This window comes from Paenibacillus faecalis, from assembly GCF_900289175.1.
Classification (GTDB): Bacteria; Bacillota; Bacilli; order Paenibacillales; family Paenibacillaceae; genus Paenibacillus_AQ; species Paenibacillus_AQ faecalis.
This window is the reverse complement of record NZ_LT985747.1, coordinates 1,712,276-1,736,766: the sequence shown is the minus strand read 5'-3', so window position 1 is coordinate 1,736,766 and position 24,491 is coordinate 1,712,276. Positions and strand designations below refer to the sequence as shown.

Sequence of the window (24,491 nt, the reverse complement as noted above, 5' to 3'; positions counted from 1 at the left end):
ACGACAGGGAGGTCGGTTTGTGTGAGCTTGGGAAATTGCCCTCGGTGCGGCAAATTGTATGCGATGAACTTCCGGGATATGTGTTCGGATTGTATGAAAGAGATAGAGGAAGAATACCAGCAATGTGCAAAATATTTGCGAGAATCCAAGGGTGCTACCATCCATGAAGTATCCGAAGCGACAGGGGTTACGATTCGTCAGATTACAAAGTTTATTCGTGAAGGGCGGATTTCTATTGCTAATGCGCCGAATATGTCTTATCCCTGCGAAGTTTGCGGAGTATTGATTCGTGAGAATAACATGTGTGACTCTTGCCGATCGCGGCTGACGAAGGAGTTAAGAAGTGCAGCTGCGAGCGAATCTGAGAAAGATGATCAAGATAAAAAGAGTGATTATACCTATAAAGCAGTTGAAAAATTACGCAAATATTAAAACGATACAATCGAACTATTAACTATGTCTCATTTTCGGCCGATAATCTTAGTAAAGGTTATCGGTTTTTCTATTAAAGGAAGGTGAGCGTTATGAAGATTAACGATACCGGACGCGTTGGCGCTGTCCACTCGTACCAACGGAATATGGAGGCCCACCGACAGGAACAGCAACATAAGCCCCGTCGCAAAGACGAGGTGTCTATTTCACCAGAAGCGAAGGAAATGCTTCACGCTCAAGAGCGTGCTGGCGATCCGTCCCGTATAGAGAAGATTCAGGCCCTGAAAGAACAGGTTTCCTCGGGAACCTACCGGGTGAGTGACGAGAAACTTGCAGAGAAGCTGCTGCCCTACTTTAAGCAGTTTCCTGAGAACTAAGGGTGTCTGACATGACCGTACAATTATTAATCGATTCTCTTCAGCGGCTTGAGATGGTGTATAACGATATGTTGACTTTGGCTGATGATAAGAAAAAAGCCATTATCGACAACGACGTAGATGCCATTGTCCAGCTGCTGAACCGGGAATCTAAAGGGATGAAAAATATTGAGCAGCTGGAGCGCGAGCGCGTTCAGGCGGCCTATGCTTTTCTGCAGAGCCGCGGTGTGAAATCCCAGCTGGATTTGACTCTGACCGAGCTGGCACGGCTCGTGTTCGATCCGAAGGAGAAGGCGAATCTGTTGGAAGTGCAGACACGTTTGTCTCACACGCTACAGGAACTGAAGCTGAAGAACGATCTGAATCAGCAGCTGCTGGTACAATCTCTTGAATTTATCGATTTTTCTCTCGACATGCTGACTGGCAAGTCATCGCAAGACGAGGCTATATATCATCATCCGTCTGATCGAGGCGGCAGTTCAGGCCGACCGGGCCTGTTCGATACCCGAGCGTAAACAGGAGGTATATTGTTATGCGATCTACATTTCACTCATTAGAAACAGCCAAGCGGAGCCTGTTTACACAAACAGCTGCACTCGGTACAACAGGCCACAACATCGCGAATGCCAACACGGAAGGATATTCCCGACAAGTCGTGAATATGAAAGCATCCATCCCGATCGAAGCCTACGGTATGCAACGCTCCACTGTTCCGGGGCAGATGGGAACCGGTGTGGAGTTTACCAGCATCGAGCGGATCAGAGAGCAATTTCTGGACGATCAGTTCCGGGGGGAGAACAATTCTCTCGGTGGCTGGATGGTACAGGCCGATACACTCAGCAAGCTGGAAGCGATCATTAACGAGCCTTCCAATACAGGCGTTCGGATGGTCATGGACCAGTTCTTCTCCACTTGGTCCGATCTGAGCAAAAATCCGGAGGACCCGACAGCTCGCAAGGTCGTTGTGCAGGCGGCACAGGCTTTTACGGATGCCTTGAATCATATGAGCGGGCAGCTGGACAACCTGGATACGGACCTGGGCAAGAATATCGATGCGAAAGCGATGGAAATTAACTCTTATCTGGCGTCAATCCAGGATTTGAACCAAGGCATTACACGTATTGAGTCTTTGGGAGACAATGCGAACGATCTTCGTGACCAGCGTGATTTATTGACAGATAAATTGTCCAAGATCGTGAACATTACCGTAACCGAGGGCGAAAACGGCTACAATATTTCAATGGGCGGCCAGATGCTCGTTGAAGGGGCTAACGAACCGGTTAACGTCACCGGCGATTTTTTGAATAATGCGTATGCTACAGGCGATCTTCGAGGCGGCGAAGTGTACGGAATGGTCGTATCCCGAAATGTATACGTGGCTGATTACAAGAACCAGCTGAACAATTTGGCTACTACGATTGTCAGCGGGGATGTTCCGGTGACGATTCCGAAAGGCTCCAGCATTCCGGAAGGGTCTACGTTTGATACAGATATTGAAATATCCGTCAGCGGTACTGTGAGTACGCTCCCGGCAGGACAGCAGGTTCCATCCGGTGCGGTACTGGCTCAGGAAACTACGGTGACCGTGAAAGGGATCAACGGACTCCATCAGCTAGGATATACCATGGATGGGAGCACCAATCCGGGACTTCCATTCTTTATGATGTCTATCGGCGATAACAACAAGCTGAATATTCAGCTTAATCCGGAAATTGCGGCAGATCCGAGCAAAATTGCGACTTCCATGCGAACGGAAGGTTCGGGAACCGCTGAAAAAGTGATTCGGGGGAATAATACGCTGGCTCTTCTAATCGCCGGTTTGAACGTTTCTAAATTTACTGATGCACAGGGGACGGAAGGAACGATCTTCTCGTTTTACAACTCGATGGTTGGACAGCTTGGGATTCAGGCGCAGGAAGCGAATCGCCAAACAAATAACGCCCATACCTTGGTCACACAGGTGGAGAGCCGTAGACAGTCGGTAAGCGGGGTATCCCTGGATGAGGAAATGACGAATATGATCAAGTTCCAACACGCTTACAGTGCTGCGGCCCGTTTTATGACTACTTTTGATGAACTGCTTGATAAACTGATTAATTCCACTGGCGTGGTAGGACGTTAAGGAGTGAATAGCCGTGCTTAGAGTTACATCCAATATGATGAATTCCCAGCTGCTGTTGAATTTGAACCGCAATGCACGTTCGATGAACGAGAACCAGCTGCAGCTTGCTACCGGACGCAAGCTTAACAGACCTTCGGATGATCCAGTCGGCATGACCTACTCGCTTCGGTATCGGACAGAGCTTTCCGCAAATACACAGTATCGGAGCAATGTGGATAGTGCTTTATCCTGGCTGGATTACAATGATACCGTACTGGACCAGACAGGAAGCATTATTCATCGATTGAAGGAGCTGACGATCCAGGCATCCAACTCAACGAATCCGCAATCGGCATTGACCGCAGTCCAGACCGAAGTGGAGCAGCTGAAGGAGCAGTTAATCGATATCGGCAACAGCAAGTTAAACGGGAAATATATTTTTAACGGTCAGCAGTATGACGTAAAGCCTTATGACTTTCCGAAAGATGCTAACAATTTATCCGATACAAGCAGTGCTGGCGATTTGGAAACAGATTCGGGTATCATCAATTATATCGTTGGTGAAAATGTTCTGCTGCCGATCAACTTGACAGGGAATGACATATTCGGCAGCCCGTCTGAGAAAGATGGGGACCACCTGTTTGCAACGATTGATCGATTGATTGAAGGCTTGAGCACCGGTGATTTTGATATGATTTCTGAACAAATCGATATGTTTGATTCTCGCTTGAACAAGGTATTGACAGCTCGTTCGGATATCGGTGCGAAAACGAATCGCATTGAGCTCATGGCTGGCAGGCTTGAAGATATGGAAATCAATCTGACTGAGCTGAAGTCCAGAACCGAAGATGCCGATTATAGTAAATTAATTATCGAATCGAAGATCAATGAGAGCATTTATAATGCCTCACTTTCCACAGGGGCGAAGATTATTTCTACTTCGTTGGTTGATTTTCTGAGATAGGCGGTGAAATTTCGTGAGTTCTCAGTTTCAAATTACCACGCAGCCTGCCCTGCAGGAAATGAGCTCCAAAATGGCAAAGCTGTCGATTCGGCAGCCCCGGCCTGAGTTTCAGATTGAATCTCCACGTGCCAAGATGGACTTCAAACAGCCTAGACCGGGCATGGAGATTGATCAGAGTCAGGCATGGCGGGCCTATAACGGCGGTACTGCGTTTGAGATGAACCAGCAGATCTATTCGGAACTGCCCAGATTGTTTCTGGAGGGTCTGGCCAAGCGAGTGGAGCAGGGGAACCGGCTGGCTGAATTTCATCTTCCGGGCAACTCCATCGCTGAGATTTACGGTTCGGACTGGAAACGCGATCCGTTCGTGGAGTTTCGTGTACCGGCTTCTTACGATAACGTAGATATTCACGTGACACGGAACCCTCCTGAAATTTCTATTGAGCCGATTCCTCCACGTATGTCAGCCAAGACGTATACACCGGAGATTGAGTATCATCCTGGTTTTTTGGAAATTCGAATGAAGCAGTACGGGTCGATCGAGATTATACCACCTCAAATCGACATGACAATGTAATAGTTCAGTATACAAGCTATAGGGGGTGCAACCATCTATAGCTTGTTTTATGATAGGTTTAAAATATTTTAGTACGTTAAGGAGTGCCCATAATGAAGGTAGAAACAGCCCAGTTTGGAGCATTAGAAGTGTCTGATGAACAAGTTTATCATTTTTCCAAAGGAATCCCGGGATTTGAAAATCATTCGAAATTTGCGGTCATCGATGTCGCGGAAGGTCCGTTCTCCTATTTACAGTCCCTGCAGGAAAGTCATATTTCTTTGTTAATGACCGACCCTTTTGTGTTCTACCCTGACTATGAGTTTGACTTGCCAGAATCGGTCGTTGAGGAAATGGAGCTGAGTTCCGATCTGCAGATTCGTTGTATCGTTACGATTCACGAGGATGTAGCGAAGTCGACGATCAATCTGCTGGCCCCGCTCGTTTTCAATTTGGAGAATCGGACCGGAAGACAGGTTATTTTGCATAATTCCGAATACCAATCAAGGCATCCTCTATGGGTATATGTTCAGAAGCCAACTCCATCTGAAAAGGCGGGTGAGTAGTATGTTGGTACTATCACGCAGGAAAGGCGAAGCCGTCATCCTTCAGGATGAGATTGAAATCACGATCCTCGGAGTGGAGGGTGACAACGTCAGGCTCGGCATAAAGGCCCCGAAAAGTGTCGAGATTTTCCGCAAAGAGGTTTACTTGTCGATTCAGGAGGCGAACCGGGAGTCGGCTCATCAGTCTTCGATTGGTGTGGAGGAGCTTTTGAAACATTTGAACAACCCGAAATAATTTTTTGAAAATATTCGAAAAGACTCTTAAATTAAAATCATCTTCTGACGATATATGTATTAGACGCTACTTCGAGGGGCGGCCGACCTTACCGAAAGCAAGCGAAACCACACGGATGTGGGATTAAATGATTTCAAGGAGGAAAATTAAAAATGAGAATTAACCACAACATTGCTGCATTGAATACTCACCGTCAACTTGGTGCTAACACGGGTGCATCTTCTAAAAACCTGGAGAAATTGTCTTCCGGTCTTCGTATCAACCGTGCAGGAGATGACGCTGCAGGTCTGGCAATTTCCGAAAAAATGCGTGGCCAAATCCGCGGTCTGGACATGGCTCAAAAGAACGCTCAAGACGGTATCTCTTTGATCCAAACTGCTGAAGGTGCTTTGACTGAAACTCACAGCATCCTTCAACGTATGCGTGAACTCGCTGTTCAAGCTGCTTCCGATACAAACGAAGGCGTTGACCGTCAAAAGCTTCAAGCAGAAGTTGACGAGCTTTCCAAGGAAATCAAGCGTATTTCCACAGATACAGAGTTCAACAACCAAAAAGTGTTGAACGGTGACTTCAACGATAAAACCTTCCACATTGGTGCAAACTCTGGTCAAAACATCAAATTGACCATCAATGACATGAGCAACGAAAAGTTGGGTGTTGCTGGATTTAAGGGTGTAGAAGAGACTGCCGCAGATGTAGGGGCTAAAGTTACAAACTACAGCGATAAAGATCTCACTATTTCTACAGCTGCTCCTGCTGGTGCTGAAGTAAAAGAGACAACAGTTAAAATTGAGGATGACGGTACCGTTACAATCACACTTGCACAAGATGAAAATGACGTAGTCACAGCAACTAAAGAAGATGTTGTTAAAGCACTTCAAAAGGAATTTGATAAAAAGGGATGGGATGTAGAAATCAAATCCGATGGTACTAATGGTGCGGCTGCGGCAATCGGAACCGCAGTATCTGTTGCTGCAGCTGATCCTACAGTAATTGACGACACTAAAGGTGTTCGTATTTCTACTCAATCAGCAGCTGACAAAGCAATCACTACCATCAACAACGCATTGAACACAGTTTCCGAAGAACGTGCTAAACTGGGTGCGAACCAAAACCGTTTGGAGCACACGATCAACAACTTGGGAGCTACTTCCGAGAACTTGACAGCAGCTGAATCCCGTATTCGTGATGTAGACATGGCGAAAGAAATGATGGAGTTCACGAAGAACAACATCCTTACTCAAGCTGCTCAAGCTATGCTTGCTCAAGCGAACCAACAGCCACAAGGCGTTCTGCAATTGCTTCGTTAATTTGATAATCTTACTAAGAGACCTTGGATTCTATTCCGAGGTCTTTTTTTCTTATGTAGTGTGCCTAGCTAAGCACGTATCCTCTAGTCGATGAAAGGCCCGCATTGGTAGGAGTCAAACCCTGTGTAGTTTGGATTATTTCATATGGAAGAATCTGTGCGTAAAGCGAACCGACAAAAGTACTTATCAGCGTCAGGGTGAAAAAGCGGCAAGTCGTATCATGAATTGAATTCTGTTCGTATCAAAAAGGCCTCGCAAGAGGGAAGAGAGGAAGCCAAATCTGGTTAATATAGACAAAGACTATGTAAGCTGTTAGGAACTTGGAGCGATAGACAGAATCTCCGGTGTAGAGGGAGATTATGACTGGAAATAAAAGCCAAAGTTAGTGAAGAAATAGCGTTGGACCGACTATTACTTTTTATTGTAGATCAATTTCAGCTGGATGTAATGCTTAGAGCAGCAGCTAAAAAAATAGATGCTAATCTTTATTGGTTCTCACAAAATAGTTCAAAATATAACAGAGATCGAATTTGAGGTCGCATACATAATTTATTCATTTTTTGACGCTAAAGCTAGGACTAAGCATTTATTCAATTAGGAAAATTAACTATCTGGCATTAGCCATTATGGTGTTTTGGCACGAATTTCGCCTTTTCAAGCTACAAAAAGCACTATCTTGGCTAAATGATACGAAGTAATATTAAAAGACCAGTGAATATTAGTGACGTAGCAGCCACAGTAAATGAAATTAAATGGCGTCTTGTTTCCCTAATATATTTTGATTCCATAAGAGTTCGAAAACCAAAAAATAATGTTACTAAAAATAAGAGAAATGCTTGTGGCTCGCTTAAACTTAATGTCAATACAGCTATAATAACGGTAACTGCAAGAACTACTAAACCTAAAATATACCATCTGTATACTGTTGTATCAGACATTTTTCTTTCACGATCAGCTAATACTTTTTTACTCATAATAAATTCAATTAAAGTTATAGCAGCAATCATTAAAAAATATAGAGAAATCATTAGAGCTCCTTTAATATTTCCTAAAAAAGAGAAATAATCCTTTTTTGATATTTATAATACAAAAAAAGTCGGGATATAACCAGATAAACAGTTATGACTATGATGTAAGGAGGGCATTCTCGAGTATGGACTTAAAGATCTTCGTTATCGAATAAAAGAGTTGTTTCAAAATAAAGGCTACAATACACTCGCACATATGGCGATTTTGATAAAAAACAATTAAAGATTCTCTGATTCTTTGTAACTTCCTAAAACATCTGAACGGAATACCCGATATATATAACAACAGCAATTATTGCGAAAGAAGGTGCAATGATGAATCTGCAAATTTCGATTACAGGGAATCATGCGACTTCGAATGTAACATATGCTCAGCCACCTAAGAATGAAGTCGACCCTAAACCAATGGTAAATCAGGAGAAAGAGCTGCAGCGAATGGAACGACAGGGGGAGTATGTTACCTTGGGGGAACAGCAGCTGATTCGTTCCATTGATCGGGCCATTAAGGCACTCCAAGGGCCTGAAACGATGCTTGAAGTCAATGTCCATGAGAAGACACAGGCCATTATGATCAAGGTTTTGAATAAAGAAACGAAAGAGATTATTAGAGAAATACCACCGGAGCAGACACTGGAGATTGTGGCGAAGATGATGGAACTTGCAGGTCTCATCATTGACGAACGGAGATAGGAGGAATTATAAGAATGAGAGTATCTGGATTAGCTTCAGGAATCGATATCGATAGTATAGTTCAAGAGATGATGGTTGCCAGGCGCGCGCCACTCGATAAATTAAATCAGAATAAACAGGTATTGGAATGGAAGCGAGAAAGCTACAAAACGGTAAATAGCGCAATCGTTGATTTTCGACAAAATAAACTAGATAAATATAGAATGCCCTCGGAGATGAACGTTTTTACTTCGCAGGTGACAGGGAACAAGGATGCTATTAGTGTAAGGGCAACAACTTCTGCTAATCAGGTTCCTATGTCTGTCGAAGTTGAAAGACTTGCTACTCAAACGACTTTAAAGACAGCGTCATTAGGTGAGGGCACTAGTGTTCATACTAGAATAGGTACTCTGGCTTCAGGTTCAGCCCCGTTTACTTTTGAGGTCACTCGAGGCGGCGAGACCATTAAGGTCGATTTTGATTCGAACGCAACGATAAAGGATGTACTAACGAAGTTAAACAGCGATACCAAATTAGGGGTTGTAGCAACCTTTGACGAGGCAGGAAAGAATATCATCATTAAGTCCAAGGAATACGGAAGCTCTGATGTAAAGTTTGGAGGCACTTTATTAACAGACGCTTTTAAATTTAATCTGACTAACCCCGAAGAATCCACCATCGATATGACGAACCAAGGAGCACAGTATGTAAAAGGTCACAACGCTTCAGTAACGATAAATGGCGCTAAATTTGAGCCTTCATCTAACGTGCTCACCGTCAACGGTGTTGAGATCACGTTACTGCAGCCAACCGGTGATACGAATGCTGAAATTACAACTAAAGCTGACGGCAGCAAAGCAATAGAAACGATTAAGGCCTTCATTGAGGACTACAACACTCTCATTGCTACATTAAATAGTAAGGTCTCGGAGCAGAGATACAGAGACTTTTTCCCGTTATCCGCTGAACAGAAGAAAGAAATGACAGAGGACGACATTAAAAACTGGGAAGCCAAAGCGAAAAGCGGCCTGTTGAGAAATGATGATATCCTGGTTGAAGGGCTCACCAATATGAGAACGCTCTTGTCCACTTCTTACATTAAACATGGAGAGCAGATTATAAACCTGTCATCGATTGGCATCACTACAGGAGCTTATACGGAGGATGGAAAGCTTTATCTTAATGAGGAAAAGCTGAAGCAAGCAATTGAGGACAATCCTGAGCAAGTTATGGAGCTGTTTAGCGGATCATCCGATGGTTCGACCAAAGGTATTTTTGACAATATGTATGACCAGCTATATGGAACTCTAACAAGATTGTCTGATAAAGCGGGAACAAATAAATTTAGTACAGACCTTACAATAGCGTTGAACGAGCAAAGCACCATGGGCAAGGAATTAACGGATCTGAAGGATCGTATAGATGACTTGGGCAAAAAGCTTATAGATATTGAGAACAGATATTACGCCCAGTTTACGGCTATGGAAAAAGCGATTAATCAAATGAATGCCCAATCAGCTAGCTTGGCTGGCTTCATGGCATAATAAAGGAAGAGAGGTGGCGTAACTTGATTTCATCTCCTTATGATAAGTACAGACAATCATCTGTACAAACCTCCACTCCGGCGCAGCTGCTGCTGATGACGTATGATGGAGCAATCCGCTTTTGCAGGGGCGGGCTGGATGGGCTGAAAGCACAGGATTATGAGAAAGCTAATACATTTTTGAACAAGACACAGACGATTGTAAGTGAGCTGATCGTTACGCTGGACTATAATTTTGAAGTGTCGAAAGGTCTTGCATCCCTGTATGAATATATTAATTATTTATTGATCCAAGCCAATATTAAGAAGGACACAGCACCTGCCGAGGAAGCGCTCGGATATTTGGTAGAGCTTCGGGAAACCTGGTCACAGGCTGCGAAGATGGCTTTAGCTGAAGATGCTGAATCGGCCAATGGATGATTTGATATTAAAGCTGGAGAAACTGAGTCAGTCGGTTGTAGAGCGGCTTGAGGAGTCCACATATGAAGAGCTGGTTTCGTTTGTCGAAGCACGTCAACCTGTGTTGGATGAGATGTCGAAACGGATGTCGAATAATAAGCTTAATCAGGAGCAGAAGCAGCGGATTCAGGAGTTGCTGCGTCATGATAAGTTGGTTGAGGCACGGATGAGAGCTCTTAAGCAGGAGGCTTCGGATTGGCTCATTCAGCGTGATGCGGCAAAGATGCAACGGAATGCTTATGAAACGACTTATTATGCAGACAGCTATTTGATGGATCAGAGAAAATAATATATTTTTCGTTTATTTCAAAAAAATGAAAAAAACTTAATAATTTTTTACCCCTTCATTGTTTCATTTTATCCCTAAACGGGTTAAGATCAGATTGACAGCCTTTCCAATTGCTGACTAACGATTCGCTTCAACTCCATTGACATGGATATCTTTGGATGATATAGTCGGAAATGTGGACAAAAGGTGTCAACACACTTTTATTTGATGATGAAGGGAATGTTAGTGCATGCAAGGTAAAGTTAAATGGTTCAACGCAGAGAAGGGTTATGGCTTCATCGAGACTGAAGACGGCGGCGACGTATTCGTTCATTTCTCCGCAATCCAGTCTGAAGGCTTCAAGACTCTGGAAGAAGGGCAGTCTGTAGAGTTCGAAATTGTTGAAGGTGCCCGCGGACCGCAAGCAGCTAACGTAATCAAATTATAATCATCCCGGCTTAGCCGACCTACATATTCGGTAAGATGGTTAACAATTAAAGATTCGGTAGCGTAGACTCCGGTAGAATACCGGGGTCTTTTTTTATTGTTTAATGACCGCATTTTTTCTGCTTCTACCTATAATGGTACTCTCGATGATGCAATGAATGTAATAAATCAAATTCAATAAGGGTACATGTGGATAAGCTAAGTATTATCGATGTTTATTTCCCCTTTACCAAACCAGATTCGAACACCCTCTAAACAGACATTTTCAAGCTTAGAATTAATGCGTTTTCAAGCTTGTGAACATACACAATTTCGTCTTTTTACATGGGCTTAACAAAGTGTTATAATGAAGGTGCAAAAGGAGGAGTGCCCTATGCAATTCAGTATTCGAGGTCAGCAAATTGAAGTGACCGAGGCTTTAAAGGACTACGTTGACAAAAAGCTCAGCAGACTAGATAAGTATTTTGATGCACCCCTTACCTCGGAAGGCAACGTAACATTAAGCGTTGTTCGAGGATTGCACACGGTGGAAGTGACGATTCCGCTGCCAGGCGTTGTCCTGAGAGCTGAAGATCGAAGCGAAGATATGTATGCTTCCATTGATGGCGTTGTGGACAAGTTGGAGAGACAGATCCGCAAACATAAGACGAAGTTGAACCGCAAGTTCCGTCAGGATGGCAGTCTGAAGATGATGTTTGTGGAGGATGGAGCCGCTGTCGGGCCTGTCCCTGTTGACCAAGACGAAGATGAATTTAAAGTAGTCCGCACGAAGCGTTTCATCATGAAACCTATGAATGTGCAAGAGGCCATTTTGCAGATGAACATGGTCGGTCATAATTTCTTCGTATTCACCAACATTGATTCACAGGACGTAAATGTCGTTTACAAGCGTGACGACGGAAAGTACGGTTTAATCGAGAGAGATTAGGCTCACGAACTCTTACCGAAAATGTTGCTGTACACACAACTATATTTACAGCTCAGCATGAAAAGTAGAAGACGAGCCTTCACCCGCTACAGCGGGGGAAGGCTTTTTATATGTTATATAGGAAGAGATTGCTTAATGTGTTGCGGCATCTCATACAAACTGTTACAATTTATGCAAACATGCTTATCCTGAGCGGAGTGTTTTTTTGTCCCGTCAGGTCATGAAAAATTTTCATTCAGTTTCAACGAATCGATTTCATCATAACTGCCCTTTGTCATTTAATGAAGTTGATTCTATCATCTGTTATGCACGAAAGGGGTTAACCATGCTAGGACTTGTCAAAAAGATCTTCGGCGACACCAACGAGCGCGATATCAAACGTCTGATGAAGACGGTGGATGTAATTAATAAGATGGAACCGGAATTTGAGGCGCTCTCTGATGAACAGCTTAAAGCCAAAACCGGGGAGTTCCGTGCGCGGATCGAGAAAGGTGAGACGCTCGATGACTTGCTTCCAGAAGCGTTTGCGACAGTCCGTGAAACCTCCAAGCGGACACTGGGCAAGCGTCATTATGACGTTCAATTGATCGGAGGGATGGCCCTCCATGAAGGAAGAATTGCAGAGATGAAAACCGGGGAAGGTAAGACGCTCGTCGGAACCCTGCCGGTTTATTTAAACGCGCTTCTTGGAAAAGGTGTACACGTTGTCACCGTCAATGACTATTTGGCGACACGTGACAGTGAAGAAATGGGACAGATCTACAATTTCCTGGGGATGTCCGTTGGGGTTAACCTGAGCGGTATGGACCATTCATTGAAACAAGAAGCTTATGCTTGTGATATCACGTACGGAACGAACAATGAATTCGGGTTCGACTACCTGCGTGATAATATGGTGCTTTATAAAGAACAGATGGTACAGCGTCCGCTGTATTACTGTATTATTGACGAAGTAGACTCCATTCTGATTGACGAAGCTCGTACCCCGCTCATCATTTCGGGACAAGCTCAGAAATCAACGGAGCTGTATTATGCAGCTGACCGCTTTGTGAAGCGCCTGGAGCCAGAGGAAGATTACACGGTCGATATTAAAGTCAAGGCCGTCTCTCTGACGGAGAAAGGTGTGGCGAAAGCGGAACGCGCTTTTGGAATCGACAACCTGTACGATCATAACCATGTTACCTTGAACCACCATGTGGTTCAGGCGTTGAAAGCGAATGTCATCATGCGTCGTGATGTGGATTATGTAGTAACGGATGACGAAGTGGTCATCGTTGACGAATTTACAGGCCGTCTGATGGCTGGCCGCCGCTACAGCGATGGACTTCACCAGGCGATCGAAGCGAAAGAAGGCATCGAGGTTCAGAATGAGAGTATGACGCTCGCTACGATCACGTTCCAGAACTACTTCCGTATGTACCGGAAGCTGGCCGGCATGACCGGTACGGCGAAGACAGAGGAAGAAGAATTCAAGAAGATTTATGGCCTGGAAGTGCTGCAAGTACCGACGAACAGACCGAACCAGCGTAACGACATGCCGGATGTTGTGTACAAGAGCATAGAAGGCAAGTTCAGAGCGGTTGTTAATGAAATCGTTGAGCGCCATAAGAAGAATCAACCGATATTGGTTGGTACTGTGTCGATCGAGAACTCTGAGCTTTTGTCGGAAATGCTGAAGCGCAAAGGAGTTAAACATAAAGTACTGAATGCGAAGTACCATGCTGAAGAAGCGGAGATTATTTCCCGTGCGGGTCAGCCTGGCTCTGTGACGATCGCCACGAACATGGCGGGACGCGGTACAGATATTTTGCTGGGCGAGGGTGTACAGGAAGTGGGCGGTCTGCATATTATCGGTACAGAGCGTCACGAATCCCGCCGTATTGATAACCAGCTTCGCGGCCGTGCAGGTCGTCAAGGTGACCCGGGTTCAACCCAGTTCTACCTGTCTCTCGGTGACGAGTTGATGAAGCGTTTTGGTACGGACAATGTTCTGAATATGATGGAACGACTCGGCTTTGAGGAAGACCAGCCGATCGAGAGCAAGATGATTACACGTGCTGTAGAATCTGCTCAGAAGCGTGTTGAAGGCAATAACTTTGATGTGCGTAAAGTCGTCCTTCAATATGATGATGTCATGAACCAGCAGCGCGAAATTATTTACAAGCAGCGCCGTGAAATTTTGGAATCCGAAGATATCAAACAGATCGTGCTCGACATGATCAAGCCGGTTATTGAACGTGTTGTTGAAGCGCACTGCAGTGATGATATTCCAGAGAACTGGGAACTGCAAGAAGTTGCGGATTACATGAACAGCAAGCTTCTCGACGAAGGTGCTGTAACCAAGGATGAGCTATGGGGTAAGGAAGCTGCTGAAATTATCGAGCATCTCTTCGAGCGCGTACTTCAGAAGTATAAAGAACGCGAGGAATCCATTGGTGAAGAGCTCGTGCGTGAGTTCGAGAAAGTCATCGTGCTCCGGGCTGTAGACAGCAAGTGGATGGACCATATCGACGCGATGGATCAGCTTCGCCAAGGTATCCATCTCCGAGCTTATGGCGGAACCGATCCGCTTCGTGAGTACCAGTTCGAAGGTTATGAGATGTTTAATGCGATGGTTGCCAGCATCCAGGAAGAGGTCGCCACATATATTATGAAGGCGCACATCGAGACGAACCAGGAGCGTCAGGCTGTTGTGGAAGAGAGCAAGGTATCCACGAACAGTGAGCCTGCCGAGAAACGTCCTGTTCAGGTTGCGGAGCAAGTCGGACGCAATGAGCCTTGTCCATGCGGCAGCGGCAAGAAGTATAAACATTGTCACGGGCAGAACGCATAAGATATCATATAGAAGTAAATCAGGCGTACCACTTAAACAAGTGGCGCATTTACAGACTCCCTTGAGAGTAAACAAGGGAATACTCGGGTGGCTTTTTTGCACATCTGATATTCCCTTGTGCACCCTTAAGGGAGTTGTTCTGAAAAGAAAGGAAATACGGTGATCGGGAGCGGATTAGGAGATAAGGGTCTTTTGAAACTACACATGGGATGGATGCGGGGTGGAGAAGCGATAGCGCCGCCTTTAAAATCATATTTCTCCAATGAAGTGATAACTCAAAGAAATACGACCTTAACAGCAGGTGAAACCCGTGTTCATACCTTCCGAGAACGTTCTCTAAGTATGAAGGTTATACTGAATCTATAAACGAAAAGAAAGGACGAAGTGTCATGATCGACCCAAGTGTGAAGCAAGATCTGCGTGAAATCAGCAAGAAATTAAATAATCTTAGGGGGTCTCTTTGACTTAGATCTCAAGCATGAAATGATTGCGAACTTCGAAGAGAAAATGGCTGCTCCCGATTTTTGGGACGATAACGAAACGGCACAGAGTGTTATTTCTGAGCTGAATGCTGTGAAAACGAGCGTGGATCAGTATAAGAAGCTGCAGCAGGATTTTGACGATGCTGTTGTTATGATCGAGCTGGCCGATGAAGAGGGCGATGACTCCCTCACTGCTGAAATTGGGGAAACCATTAAGGAAATTTCCAAGCGTGTTGAGGAGTTTGAACTACAGCAGTTGCTAAGTCAGCCTTATGATAAATATAACGCCATTTTGGAGCTCCATCCCGGCGCTGGCGGCACAGAGTCGCAGGACTGGGGACAAATGCTACTTCGCATGTATACCCGCTGGGCGGAGAAGCGCGGTTTCAAGGTGGAAACCCTCGATTATTTGCCGGGGGATGAAGCGGGAATCAAGAGCGTTACGTTGCTCATTAAAGGCTATAATGCTTATGGATATCTAAAAGCCGAGAAGGGCGTTCACCGTCTTGTTCGTATTTCGCCTTTTGATTCCTCGGGCAGACGTCACACTTCGTTCGTCTCCTGTGATGTTGTGCCGGAGATTACGGACGATGTAGATATTGAAATTCGCAGTGAAGATTTAAAAATAGATACCTATCGTGCTAGCGGCGCGGGCGGTCAGCACGTAAATACAACCGACTCTGCAGTACGGATTACGCACATACCTACAGGTGTTATCGTAACCTGCCAAAATGAACGTTCCCAGATTAAAAACCGCGAACGGGCGATGACGATGCTTCGTTCCAAGCTGTATGAGCGCAAAATCGAAGAGCAGCAGCAGCAGCTGGCTGAAATTCGTGGTGAGCAATCCGACATCGCTTGGGGCAGTCAGATCCGCTCTTATGTATTCCATCCCTACAGCATGGTGAAGGATCACCGGACCCAGGTGGAGACGGGGAACGTAGGTGCAGTGATGGACGGCGATTTGGACATCTTTATTGACGGATACCTGCGCAGTCAGATAAAGCAGGATGTAGAGTAAGAGGAGAATGTAACGATATGGTCCAATCTGTACGAACCAGACGGAGAGAACCGCTCATTCCGGTGAATGGTCCGATTCGCCATCTGGTAGATACGTTGTTTATCATTGCGGGTTCATTTACAATGGCGATGGCGTTTAATCTGTTTCTTCTCCCGAATCAAATCGCCTCTGGCGGTGTGTCGGGAATATCAGTTTTGATTAAAGCGGTGTTTGGCATTGAACCTGCCTATACGCAGTGGCTGTTTAACATTCCGCTTTTTGTGCTGGGTGTATGGCTGTTGGGACGAAACTACGGCATTCGATCACTGCTTGGCAGCATCTTGTTACCGTTGTTTGTTTTCATTGGCAAGGACTGGACAGCGCTCACTTCGAACCCTCTGCTGGCTTCTATATTTGGCGGAATTGGTTTGGGGTTCGGAATCGGCCTGGTTTACCGGGGACGCGGTTCTACCGGCGGGCTGATGATACTGGCGCAGATCGTGCAAAAATTTAGCGGACTCAGCTTTTCCTTCTGCGTTGTATTGTTTGACGCGATGGTGATCACTGCGGCGGCACTGGTGTTGTCACTGGAGCAGGCGCTGTATGCATTGATCGGTCTGTACGTCACTGGCAAAGTCATCGATATGATCGAGCTTGGCTTTAACTTTACGAAGGTCGCTTATATTATTTCGGATCATACCGAGCCGATTACGAAGGCGATCTTGCAAGATATGGACCGCGGCCTCACGAAGCTGAATGCCGAGGGCGGATATACCGGAGAGAGTCGAACCGTGCTTATGGTCGTTGTTGGCCAGAATGAAATACAAAGGCTCAAGACATTGGTTCAATCTGTTGATGCGGATGCCTTTGTTATTATCAGCAATGCACATGAGGTGCTCGGTGAAGGTTTTCAGAAGATCAAAGCTTCATAACATGATAAACGGGTCAGTCAAGGTTTTATCTTTGGCTGGTCCGTTTTTTTATTATAAGTTTGTGGAGGGAGTGAGCCCTATCTAAGTAGGGTTGAATGGCGTTAACGTTATCCTCCACCTAAGCGATGCACTTAAGGCGCGAAATTTACTCTTTACCTGCAAAAGTGCATTTAAGCCAGCCATATTTTCTCTTTTAGGGAGTTTACCTGCAAAAATACATTTGATTTCGACCGAACTAAGCTTTTTGGCGAAAAGCTTGAAACTTAACTGCACTTTTACATTTAGTTGCTCTTAAAATCGAAACACCCACATTTTTAAATGCACTTTTGCAGTTAAGCGTGACTAGCGACTTCTTGCTGAGATATAAACAGGTGGCTTAAGGTCAGCATTGCAGCCTTTCTGCCTTCCTGCAGCGTTCCTTATGTCTAATATGCCGAAGGCAAATCGTTTTCTTGGCCAGGTTTCCGAAACCTGAGGAGATCATCGAATTCTATTTGGCGATAAAAATGGCATAAAACAACCTTATAACGGCGGTCGCTCATCCTCGAAAGACTTCGATAGAAGTTTTTCTGAGTTTGAAACCGTAAATTGGTATTCGAGAAATATACTTCTTTCATTTTTACGAGTTATCGATATAATGATAACTAATTTACCTGGGGGTGTTTAAATGGAAATCAGAGAAATTTACGGGAATCTGCCGGAGCTTCAAACGGAGCGTTTGCTTCTAAGAAAGGTATCCATGCAGGATGCGGAGGATATGTTTGCTTATGCATCCGATGAGGATGTGTCCAGATACGTGACCTGGAATACGCATCAGTCGATGGAGGATAGCAAGGGATTCATTCGTTTTATTGAACAGCAATATAACAACGGCGGAGTGGCTCCCTGGGCAATTGAAGATAAGGAAAGTGGACGAATGATTGGGACCGTTGATTTTGTGTTCTGGAAACCACAGTATCAGATAGCGGAGATCGGATATGTGCTGAATAAGGAGTTTTGGGGCAAGGGCTATATGACGGAAGCGACCGGGAAACTGCTGCGTTTTGGTTTTGGGAAAATGGATCTGATCCGTATTCAGGCGTGTTGTTGTGTGGAGAACATCGGCTCACAACGAGTGATGGAGAAGATCGGAATGACCTATGAAGGCACACATCGGAAAGCGGCGAAGATTAAAGGAGTGCACTGGGATTTGAAGATGTATGCCATTTTAAAAGAAGAGCACGAGTCGAAATTATAAGGACAAGTTTATTAGTCCGTACTATGTTTAGATTGAACCTGAAAAAACGACAAGTGATCGCCCGAGCTTTCCGAAGGAAAGTTCGCATCAGGAGCATAAGCTGCCCTCAGACTTTATTTAAAAAAGTCTGAGGGCAGTAGTGATTTTAAGGGGAAACCGGATTCGTAATGATGCGAGAGAGATTTATTTTTATTTGAAATGAAATATACCTGTTGTATTAATATGAATACAATCGTATAATAATACATATTTATGAGACGTGTTGCATAAAATTACCAAACGAGTGGGAGAGAGGGATGGGCATGATGACAGATCACAAAATGTTGAGGGCCGCGATTGTCGGTTCAACCGGATATGGAGGAGTGGAGCTGATCCGATTGCTTCAGCATCATCCTTTGGTGGAGATTACGTCCGTCATTTCCTCTTCCAGTTCAGGCGTGCCGATATCGGAAGCATTTCCTCATTTAACGAATATCGTGGAGCGGAATCTGGACGGTGTTGTGCCGGCGGAAATTGCTGAAAGGGCGGATGTCGTGTTTACGGCAACGCCGTCAGGGGTCAGTTCCAAGCTAGTGCCGCAGCTGCTGGAAGCTGGACTGAAGGTTATTGATCTGTCCGGTGATTTTCGGCTCAAGGATGGCAGCGTGTATGAACAATGGTATAAGCATGATGCGCCAAAGGCCGAAGTGCTGGCACAGGCGGTATACGGTTTATGCGAAATTTTCGTTGAAGAGGTTGCGGATGTGGATTTCATCTCGAATCCAGGCTGTTATCCAACGGCTACGCTGCTTGGTCTGATTCCTGCGATCAGCTCAGGCTGGATTGATCCGACAAGCATCATCATCGATGCCAAGTCAGGTGTATCGGGAGCGGGAAGAGGTACGAGCCTGATGACGCATTATGCGGAAATAAACGAAAATTTTAAAGCGTACAAGGTGAATAAACATCAGCATATTCCAGAGATCGAGCAGCTGCTGAGCCATGTGGCCGGTGAGCAGGTGACGGTCACTTTCACCACACATCTAGCCCCGATGACAAGAGGAATCATGAGTACGATGTATGCCTCTCTGGTGGGCGCATATACGGAGGAAGATTTTGTCGAGCTGTATCGACAGTACTACAAAGGGCGAGGGTTTGTCCGTGTTCGTGATCAGGGAACTTGGCCTGCGACGAAGGAAGTGCTCGGCTCGAATTATTGTGATATCGGATTTTCAGTAGATTCCCGAACGGGAAGAGTTACCTTTGTATCCGTAATTGATAATGTGGTGAAGGGCGCCGCTGGGCAGGCGATCCAGAACCTGAACTTGATGATGGGATGGGAGGAGAGTCTCGGACTTGCGCTTACGCCAGTGTATCCGTGAGGATGGGAAAAACCATATGAAAGAAAATTTATATACCATCGTAAGCGGTGGAACGATCGTTTCGCCGCAAGGGTTTAAGGCAGGAGGTCTCCATTGCGGATTAAAGAAGACAGATCGCCATGATCTAGGCGTCATTGTATGTGATGTGCCAGCGGTTGCGGCGGCAGTGTATACAACGAACCAGATTCAGGCAGCGCCGCTGAAGGTCACACGTGAAAGCCTGCAGAACGGAACGCTGCGCGCGGTAGTTGTGAACAGCGGAAATGCCAATGCATGCACCGGCAAGCAAGGGGAAGTTGACGCATACGCGATGCGTTCACATACAGCTCGGCAATTCGACGTTGCCGAAGAGGATGTGGCGGTGGCCTCCACCGGAGTGATCGGGGAATTGCTGAAGATGGACTGTGTGCGGTCGGGTATAACCGAGCTGCCGTCACAGATTAGCGGTGAGGCAGGAGGGGCCGAAGCCTTTAGCCAGGCTATTTTGACAACCGATCTGGTTAAAAAAGAAGCCTGCGTCACCGTAAAGGTAGACGGACGGGACATTACAATTGGCGGAGCTGCCAAAGGCTCGGGGATGATTCATCCGAATATGGCGACGATGCTCGGCTTTGTCACAACGGATGCTGTCATTGAACAGCAAGCCTTGCAGCAGCTGCTTCGCAGTACAACCCATTTGACGTTTAACATGATCACCGTTGACGGGGATACAAGCACGAACGATATGCTCATTGCTATGGCGAGCGGGTTTGGGGGTAACGATGAGCTGACACCGGATCATCCGGATTGGAACGCTTTTGCAGCCGGGTTTGAATATGTGTGCCGGATGCTTGCCATCGCTATTGCAAGGGATGGTGAAGGAGCAGCGCATTTGATCGAGGTTACGGTGCAGGGAGCGGAATGTGACGATGACGCTCAGGCGATTGCGAAGACGATTATCGGCTCGAGCCTTGTGAAATCTGCCGTATTTGGTGCTGATGCCAATTGGGGCCGGATCATCGCCGCTGTTGGACGTGCGGGCCGGCCGGTAAAGCCGGATACGATAGATATTACGATTGGACCGATTCAGGTACTGAAACAGTCTAGTCCGGTTCCTTTTGATGAAGCTGCCGCACTGGCATACTTGCAAGGAGATACCGTTCATATCGATGTGAATCTTCATATTGGAAGCGGCTGTGCAACGGCATGGGGTTGTGATTTAACTTATGATTACGTTCGGATCAATGCGGCTTACAGGACCTAAGAGGCGGAATTATTTTGGAGAAACGGTAGTGGTCCCTAAGAGCTTTTCAAAGGAAAGCTCACATCGGAAGCGTAGGCAGTCCCTAGATTTCAATGGGTTAAGAGCGAGCGGAAGAATCATCCGAATTCATAATGATGCTAAGGCTAGAATCATTTAGTTCAATATAGAGAGAGTGACATGGGAGGGAAACGGTTATGAAGACGATCACGGATCGTCATACGGAGCGGCCGCAAAGCGCGGCTAGTGTTCATCATTTTGTAATGAAGTGCGGGGGAAGCACGCTGGCGGCGCTGCCTGAAGTTTTTTTTGAAGATCTAAGGGAGCTGCAGCAGAAGGGGATGGCCCCGGTGATCGTGCATGGCGGTGGACCCGCCATTTCAGCCAATCTGGAGAAACTTGGGATCGAGACGGAATTCGTGAACGGTCTGCGGAAAACAACCGAAGAGGTGCTCGATGTGGTGGAGATGGTGCTTGCAGGCAGTATAAATAAGCAGATTGTACGCCGTATTCAAAGTGCAGGAGGGAAGGCGCTGGGGATGTCCGGATCGGATGGTGGCTTGATTCAGGCTAAGCCGGTTGCGGGCAGCGCGGAGGTCGGCTGGGTCGGCGATGTCACCGAAGTGGAATCTTCTATTATCAATGGAGTACTCGATATGGGATATATGCCCGTCATTGCTCCCATCGGGGTAGATGCATCGGGCCAGCGATATAACATTAATGCCGATACGGCCGCAGGGGCGGTTGCTTCTTATCTCGGTGTAGACCGGATGGTCGTCGTGACGGATGTACCGGGCATTATGCAGGGCTCAGGCCGTCAGAAAAAGGTTCTCTCAACCGTAACCGTTCAGCAGATCGAGGATATGATCGCCACTGGGGAAATTTACGGCGGCATGATTCCAAAAGTACGAGCGGCAATTAGCTGCATCCATGGCAAAGTCCGTGAGGTGGTCATCGTTGACGGCAGCGAACCGGGCGTGCTGAGTCGGGTGTTGACCGGAGAGATTATTGGAACGCGAATTGTGCGTATGTAATCATACTATTTTTCATAAATGTGTAACCTCTTAGGTTTATATACATCGGCCGAGTATAACGGCCATGATACGTTAAGGGATAGGAGTGTGGCAGGAATGGGCAATCGCAGTGAAGCACAGTTGAATGGGGGAGCAGGCTGCAAAGGAGGGGCCTTGAATGAAGGAGCTTCGGAGAGTTCGTTGTTTCCCACCTATGCAAGATACCCGATCAGCTTGGTCAAAGGCGAAGGCAGCTGGGTTTGGGACGATAAAGGAAACAAATATTTGGACTTTATGAGCGGTCTGGCCGTTACGAATCTGGGGCATGCGCCGCAGAAAGTGAAGGAAAAACTTAAGGCACAGCTCGATGAGCTGTGGCATGTGTCCAACCTGTTTCACATTCCGGGTCAGGAACAAGCTGCTCGTTTATTGACGGCGAATACGTGTGCGGACGCTGTTTTTTTCTGCAACAGCGGAGCGGAGGCGAACGAGGCTGCGATCAAGCTGGCCCGCCGTTATCATCAGAAGGTGAAAGGCACGGGGCGCTATGAGATCATTACGTTTACGCAATCTTTTCATGGCCGGACAATCGCAACCTTGACCGCTACAGGTCAGGACAAGGTGAAGGAAGGTTTTCTACCACTTCCGGCTGGATTCAAGAGCGTACCGCTCCATGATCTCCCTGCACTTGAAGCGGCAATCAGCAAGGATACCGCTGCCATCATGATTGAGATGGTGCAGGCTGAGGGCGGCGTGCATACCGTGCAGCCGGAATTTCTGAAGGCGGTAGACCAGCTTTGTCGCAAACACGGATTGCTGCTTATCATTGACGAGGTGCAAACGGGCATGGGCCGCACAGGCAAGCTGTTCGCGCATGAGCATTACGGGATTGAGCCGGATATTTTTACCGTTGCCAAAGGGCTTGGATCGGGATTCCCGGTGGGCGCTATGCTCGGCAAGGAGTATTTGCGAGAAGCCTTTACGGCAGGCAGCCACGCCTCGACTTTTGGAGGGACGCCGCTTTCCATGGCCGTGGTGACCGCAACGATTGAGAGCATGCTGGAGGAGCAGGTGCCACAGCGGGCTGCGGAAACGGGGCAATACTTGATCGAGCGTCTTGAAGCGGAGCTTGGCACGCATCCTTTTGTGAAAGCCATTCGCGGCATGGGGCTTTTGATCGGAATCGAGTGTGCCGATCCTGTCGGGGAGCTTGTTCTAGCTGCTCAGCAGCGCGGATTCTTGTTCGTAACGGCAGGTCCGAATGTGATCCGTCTGTTGCCGAACCTGCTCGTGACAAAGCCCGAGATTGATCAGGCTGTGAGCATTTTGGTACAGATTATTCATGAACATACGGCTGCGGGCAGTATGATTTGAAATCGTAGAGAAGCTAAAGGCCAGAATTTTTAGTTCAACATATACAGTTTAAATGAATCGTTAAATGATGAATCAAGCCAATGGCAAGGAGGATACAGATTATGACCCCAGGCGGACAAGTACAGGAAATGACCTTTAAAGGACGCGACATGATCGAGCTGGATGATTATACGACAGAGGAAATTCAGTATTTGCTCGACTCGGCCATCGAGATCAAGCGCAAGCAAAAGAACGGTGAAATATACGAGCCTCTTAAGGGCAAGACGATCGGATTGATTTTTGAAAAATCGTCCACACGGACGAGAGTTTCCTTTGAAACGGGAATGTTCCAGCTGGGCGGGCATGCGCTCTTTCTGAGCAAAAATGATATCCAGCTCGGACGAGGCGAGCCGATTAGCGATACGGCGCAGGTGCTGTCGCGTTACCTCGACGGTATTATGATCCGCACCTTCGGGCACGACAATGTCATCAACCTGGCCCGCCACGCATCGATCCCCGTCATTAACGGACTTAGCGATATGGCTCATCCATGCCAGGTGCTGGCTGATCTTCAGACGATCCTTGAGCACAAGGGTGCGCTGAAAGGTCTGAAGATGGCGTTTATCGGTGACGGAAACAATATGGCGAATTCTTTGCTGATTGGCGGAGCCAAGATGGGGATGCACGTTTCGGTTGCCAGTCCAGATGGATATGAGCCGGATGAGCGCATTGTTCAGCTGAGTCGGGAAATTGCGATCGAGACCGGGGCGGAAATTACGGTAACGCAAGATCCGGTAGAAGCGGCAAAAGATGCAGATGTCATCTACACGGACGTATGGGCGAGCATGGGCTTTGAAGAAGAGCAGAAGCAGCGGGAAGCTGCGTTTGCTAGCTATCAGGTGAATGAGGAGCTGGTGACAGCGGCGAAGCCGGACTATCTGTTCCTGCACTGCCTTCCGGCCCACCGCGGCGAGGAAGTAAGCGAGGGCGTGATTGACGGCGCGAACTCGGTAATTTTTGACCAAGCGGAGAACCGGCTGCATGCGCAAAAAGCGCTGATGGTTGCATTGATGGCTTGAATAGCAGAGGTAGATAGCGATGGCAAGATAACACAGAATTCATTATATAGATTGAACTGAATAAGCGTAAGGCTTCAA

General features: G+C 46.6%; 25 protein-coding genes. 24 read left to right on the top strand and 1 reads right to left on the bottom strand.

The window, feature by feature from the left end; translation table 11 throughout:
- Window positions 1-21 precede the first annotated feature (21 nt).
- From C8268_RS08445 to C8268_RS08405, 9 genes are all read left to right on the top strand, one after another.
- The gene (locus C8268_RS08445) at window positions 22-432 is read left to right on the top strand and encodes a TIGR03826 family flagellar region protein (RefSeq protein WP_106767254.1); all 411 of its coding nucleotides are present in this window, start codon (window positions 22-24) and stop codon (window positions 430-432) included.
- A 92-nt stretch (window positions 433-524) separates the two neighbouring features.
- Window positions 525-809: a flagellar biosynthesis anti-sigma factor FlgM gene (gene flgM, locus C8268_RS08440; RefSeq protein WP_106767253.1), complete on the top strand. Its 285-nt coding sequence runs from the start codon at window positions 525-527 to the stop codon at window positions 807-809.
- A gap of 11 nt (window positions 810-820) precedes the next feature.
- Entirely contained in the window at window positions 821-1,324 is a 504-nt protein-coding gene (locus C8268_RS08435) for a flagellar protein FlgN (RefSeq protein ID WP_106767252.1), read from the top strand.
- Between the two features lie 17 nt (window positions 1,325-1,341).
- Window positions 1,342-2,931 carry a flagellar hook-associated protein FlgK gene (gene flgK / locus C8268_RS08430; RefSeq protein WP_106767251.1) on the top strand — a complete coding sequence of 530 codons (1,590 nt, stop codon included), beginning with the start codon at window positions 1,342-1,344 and terminating at the stop codon, window positions 2,929-2,931.
- A gap of 13 nt (window positions 2,932-2,944) precedes the next feature.
- Entirely contained in the window at window positions 2,945-3,874 is a 930-nt protein-coding gene (gene flgL, locus C8268_RS08425; protein ID WP_106767250.1) for a flagellar hook-associated protein FlgL, read from the top strand.
- 13 nt (window positions 3,875-3,887) lie between these two features.
- Window positions 3,888-4,451: a DUF6470 family protein gene (locus C8268_RS08420; RefSeq protein ID WP_106767249.1), complete on the top strand. Its 564-nt coding sequence runs from the start codon at window positions 3,888-3,890 to the stop codon at window positions 4,449-4,451.
- A gap of 92 nt (window positions 4,452-4,543) precedes the next feature.
- Window positions 4,544-4,996, top strand: coding sequence for a flagellar assembly protein FliW (fliW, locus tag C8268_RS08415; protein WP_106767248.1), 453 nt, complete (start codon window positions 4,544-4,546; stop codon window positions 4,994-4,996).
- Window position 4,997: 1 nt separating this feature from the next.
- Window positions 4,998-5,231: a carbon storage regulator CsrA gene (csrA, locus tag C8268_RS08410; RefSeq protein WP_106767247.1), complete on the top strand. Its 234-nt coding sequence runs from the start codon at window positions 4,998-5,000 to the stop codon at window positions 5,229-5,231.
- 152 nt (window positions 5,232-5,383) lie between these two features.
- Entirely contained in the window at window positions 5,384-6,541 is a 1,158-nt protein-coding gene (locus C8268_RS08405; RefSeq protein WP_106767246.1) for a flagellin N-terminal helical domain-containing protein, read from the top strand.
- Between the two features lie 680 nt (window positions 6,542-7,221).
- Here the strand turns inward: C8268_RS08405 and C8268_RS08400 are convergent.
- A complete protein-coding gene (locus C8268_RS08400; protein ID WP_106767245.1) occupies window positions 7,222-7,569 on the bottom strand; it encodes a DUF4181 domain-containing protein in 348 nt (115 codons plus the stop codon).
- 312 nt (window positions 7,570-7,881) lie between these two features.
- On the opposite strand from C8268_RS08400, the gene C8268_RS08395 reads away from it, so the two are divergent.
- The 15 genes from C8268_RS08395 to argF all read left to right on the top strand — a co-directional run bounded on the left by C8268_RS08395 (window position 7,882) and on the right by argF (window position 24,413).
- Window positions 7,882-8,259 (top strand): flagellar protein FlaG, encoded by a 378-nt coding sequence (locus C8268_RS08395; protein ID WP_234032701.1) that lies wholly within the window; start codon window positions 7,882-7,884, stop codon window positions 8,257-8,259.
- 14 nt (window positions 8,260-8,273) lie between these two features.
- Window positions 8,274-9,782: a flagellar filament capping protein FliD gene (gene fliD, locus C8268_RS08390; RefSeq protein ID WP_106767243.1), complete on the top strand. Its 1,509-nt coding sequence runs from the start codon at window positions 8,274-8,276 to the stop codon at window positions 9,780-9,782.
- A 23-nt stretch (window positions 9,783-9,805) separates the two neighbouring features.
- Complete coding sequence (gene fliS / locus C8268_RS08385; protein WP_106767242.1) at window positions 9,806-10,201, top strand: flagellar export chaperone FliS; 396 nt, start codon at window positions 9,806-9,808, stop codon at window positions 10,199-10,201.
- On the top strand, window positions 10,194-10,529 hold the full coding sequence (locus C8268_RS08380; RefSeq protein ID WP_106767241.1) for a hypothetical protein: 336 nt from the start codon (window positions 10,194-10,196) through the stop codon (window positions 10,527-10,529). The genes fliS and C8268_RS08380 overlap by 8 nt, the downstream gene beginning before the upstream one ends.
- Before the next feature lie 229 nt (window positions 10,530-10,758).
- Window positions 10,759-10,956, top strand: a complete 198-nt coding sequence (locus tag C8268_RS08375; protein WP_009594275.1) for a cold shock domain-containing protein — start codon at window positions 10,759-10,761, stop codon at window positions 10,954-10,956.
- Between the two features lie 372 nt (window positions 10,957-11,328).
- Window positions 11,329-11,883: a ribosome hibernation-promoting factor, HPF/YfiA family gene (hpf, locus tag C8268_RS08370; RefSeq protein WP_106767240.1), complete on the top strand. Its 555-nt coding sequence runs from the start codon at window positions 11,329-11,331 to the stop codon at window positions 11,881-11,883.
- Between the two features lie 325 nt (window positions 11,884-12,208).
- Window positions 12,209-14,716 (top strand): preprotein translocase subunit SecA, encoded by a 2,508-nt coding sequence (gene secA / locus C8268_RS08365; RefSeq protein WP_106767239.1) that lies wholly within the window; start codon window positions 12,209-12,211, stop codon window positions 14,714-14,716.
- A 389-nt stretch (window positions 14,717-15,105) separates the two neighbouring features.
- Window positions 15,106-16,219, top strand: a protein-coding gene (prfB, locus tag C8268_RS08360; protein ID WP_106767238.1) for a peptide chain release factor 2 whose coding sequence is annotated in 2 segments (ribosomal slippage) — window positions 15,106-15,177 and window positions 15,179-16,219 — 1,113 coding nt in all. Because the reading frame shifts where the segments join, the coding sequence is not laid out codon by codon here.
- 17 nt (window positions 16,220-16,236) lie between these two features.
- A complete protein-coding gene (locus C8268_RS08355; protein WP_106767237.1) occupies window positions 16,237-17,130 on the top strand; it encodes a YitT family protein in 894 nt (297 codons plus the stop codon).
- A gap of 667 nt (window positions 17,131-17,797) precedes the next feature.
- Window positions 17,798-18,367 carry a GNAT family N-acetyltransferase gene (locus C8268_RS08350; protein ID WP_106767236.1) on the top strand — a complete coding sequence of 190 codons (570 nt, stop codon included), beginning with the start codon at window positions 17,798-17,800 and terminating at the stop codon, window positions 18,365-18,367.
- Between the two features lie 305 nt (window positions 18,368-18,672).
- Window positions 18,673-19,728, top strand: coding sequence for an N-acetyl-gamma-glutamyl-phosphate reductase (gene argC, locus C8268_RS08345; protein ID WP_106769879.1), 1,056 nt, complete (start codon window positions 18,673-18,675; stop codon window positions 19,726-19,728).
- A 16-nt stretch (window positions 19,729-19,744) separates the two neighbouring features.
- Window positions 19,745-20,971 (top strand): bifunctional glutamate N-acetyltransferase/amino-acid acetyltransferase ArgJ, encoded by a 1,227-nt coding sequence (gene argJ / locus C8268_RS08340; protein WP_106769878.1) that lies wholly within the window; start codon window positions 19,745-19,747, stop codon window positions 20,969-20,971.
- A 194-nt stretch (window positions 20,972-21,165) separates the two neighbouring features.
- The gene (argB, locus tag C8268_RS08335) at window positions 21,166-22,002 is read left to right on the top strand and encodes an acetylglutamate kinase (RefSeq protein ID WP_106767235.1); all 837 of its coding nucleotides are present in this window, start codon (window positions 21,166-21,168) and stop codon (window positions 22,000-22,002) included.
- Between the two features lie 96 nt (window positions 22,003-22,098).
- Window positions 22,099-23,355, top strand: a complete 1,257-nt coding sequence (locus C8268_RS08330) for an acetylornithine transaminase (RefSeq protein WP_106767234.1) — start codon at window positions 22,099-22,101, stop codon at window positions 23,353-23,355.
- A gap of 101 nt (window positions 23,356-23,456) precedes the next feature.
- Window positions 23,457-24,413, top strand: coding sequence for an ornithine carbamoyltransferase (gene argF / locus C8268_RS08325; protein WP_106767233.1), 957 nt, complete (start codon window positions 23,457-23,459; stop codon window positions 24,411-24,413).
- The last annotated feature ends 78 nt before the right edge of the window (window positions 24,414-24,491 follow it).

Excerpts from the sequence above, each read along its gene's own strand:
- flgM (WP_106767253.1), top strand. The coding sequence starts at position 525 with ATGAAGATTAACGATACCGGACGCGTTGGCGCTGTCCACTCGTACCAA.
- C8268_RS08435 (WP_106767252.1), top strand. The coding sequence starts at position 821 with ATGACCGTACAATTATTAATCGATTCTCTTCAGCGGCTTGAGATGGTG.
- flgK (WP_106767251.1), top strand. The coding sequence starts at position 1,342 with ATGCGATCTACATTTCACTCATTAGAAACAGCCAAGCGGAGCCTGTTT.
- fliW (WP_106767248.1), top strand. The coding sequence starts at position 4,544 with ATGAAGGTAGAAACAGCCCAGTTTGGAGCATTAGAAGTGTCTGATGAA.
- csrA (WP_106767247.1), top strand. The coding sequence starts at position 4,998 with ATGTTGGTACTATCACGCAGGAAAGGCGAAGCCGTCATCCTTCAGGAT.
- C8268_RS08405 (WP_106767246.1), top strand. The coding sequence starts at position 5,384 with ATGAGAATTAACCACAACATTGCTGCATTGAATACTCACCGTCAACTT.
- C8268_RS08400 (WP_106767245.1), bottom strand. The coding sequence starts at position 7,569 with ATGATTTCTCTATATTTTTTAATGATTGCTGCTATAACTTTAATTGAA.
- C8268_RS08395 (WP_234032701.1), top strand. The coding sequence starts at position 7,882 with ATGATGAATCTGCAAATTTCGATTACAGGGAATCATGCGACTTCGAAT.
- fliD (WP_106767243.1), top strand. The coding sequence starts at position 8,274 with ATGAGAGTATCTGGATTAGCTTCAGGAATCGATATCGATAGTATAGTT.
- C8268_RS08380 (WP_106767241.1), top strand. The coding sequence starts at position 10,194 with ATGGATGATTTGATATTAAAGCTGGAGAAACTGAGTCAGTCGGTTGTA.
- C8268_RS08375 (WP_009594275.1), top strand. The coding sequence starts at position 10,759 with ATGCAAGGTAAAGTTAAATGGTTCAACGCAGAGAAGGGTTATGGCTTC.
- hpf (WP_106767240.1), top strand. The coding sequence starts at position 11,329 with ATGCAATTCAGTATTCGAGGTCAGCAAATTGAAGTGACCGAGGCTTTA.
- secA (WP_106767239.1), top strand. The coding sequence starts at position 12,209 with ATGCTAGGACTTGTCAAAAAGATCTTCGGCGACACCAACGAGCGCGAT.
- C8268_RS08355 (WP_106767237.1), top strand. The coding sequence starts at position 16,237 with ATGGTCCAATCTGTACGAACCAGACGGAGAGAACCGCTCATTCCGGTG.
- C8268_RS08350 (WP_106767236.1), top strand. The coding sequence starts at position 17,798 with ATGGAAATCAGAGAAATTTACGGGAATCTGCCGGAGCTTCAAACGGAG.
- argC (WP_106769879.1), top strand. The coding sequence starts at position 18,673 with ATGACAGATCACAAAATGTTGAGGGCCGCGATTGTCGGTTCAACCGGA.
- argJ (WP_106769878.1), top strand. The coding sequence starts at position 19,745 with ATGAAAGAAAATTTATATACCATCGTAAGCGGTGGAACGATCGTTTCG.
- argB (WP_106767235.1), top strand. The coding sequence starts at position 21,166 with ATGAAGACGATCACGGATCGTCATACGGAGCGGCCGCAAAGCGCGGCT.
- C8268_RS08330 (WP_106767234.1), top strand. The coding sequence starts at position 22,099 with ATGGGCAATCGCAGTGAAGCACAGTTGAATGGGGGAGCAGGCTGCAAA.
- argF (WP_106767233.1), top strand. The coding sequence starts at position 23,457 with ATGACCCCAGGCGGACAAGTACAGGAAATGACCTTTAAAGGACGCGAC.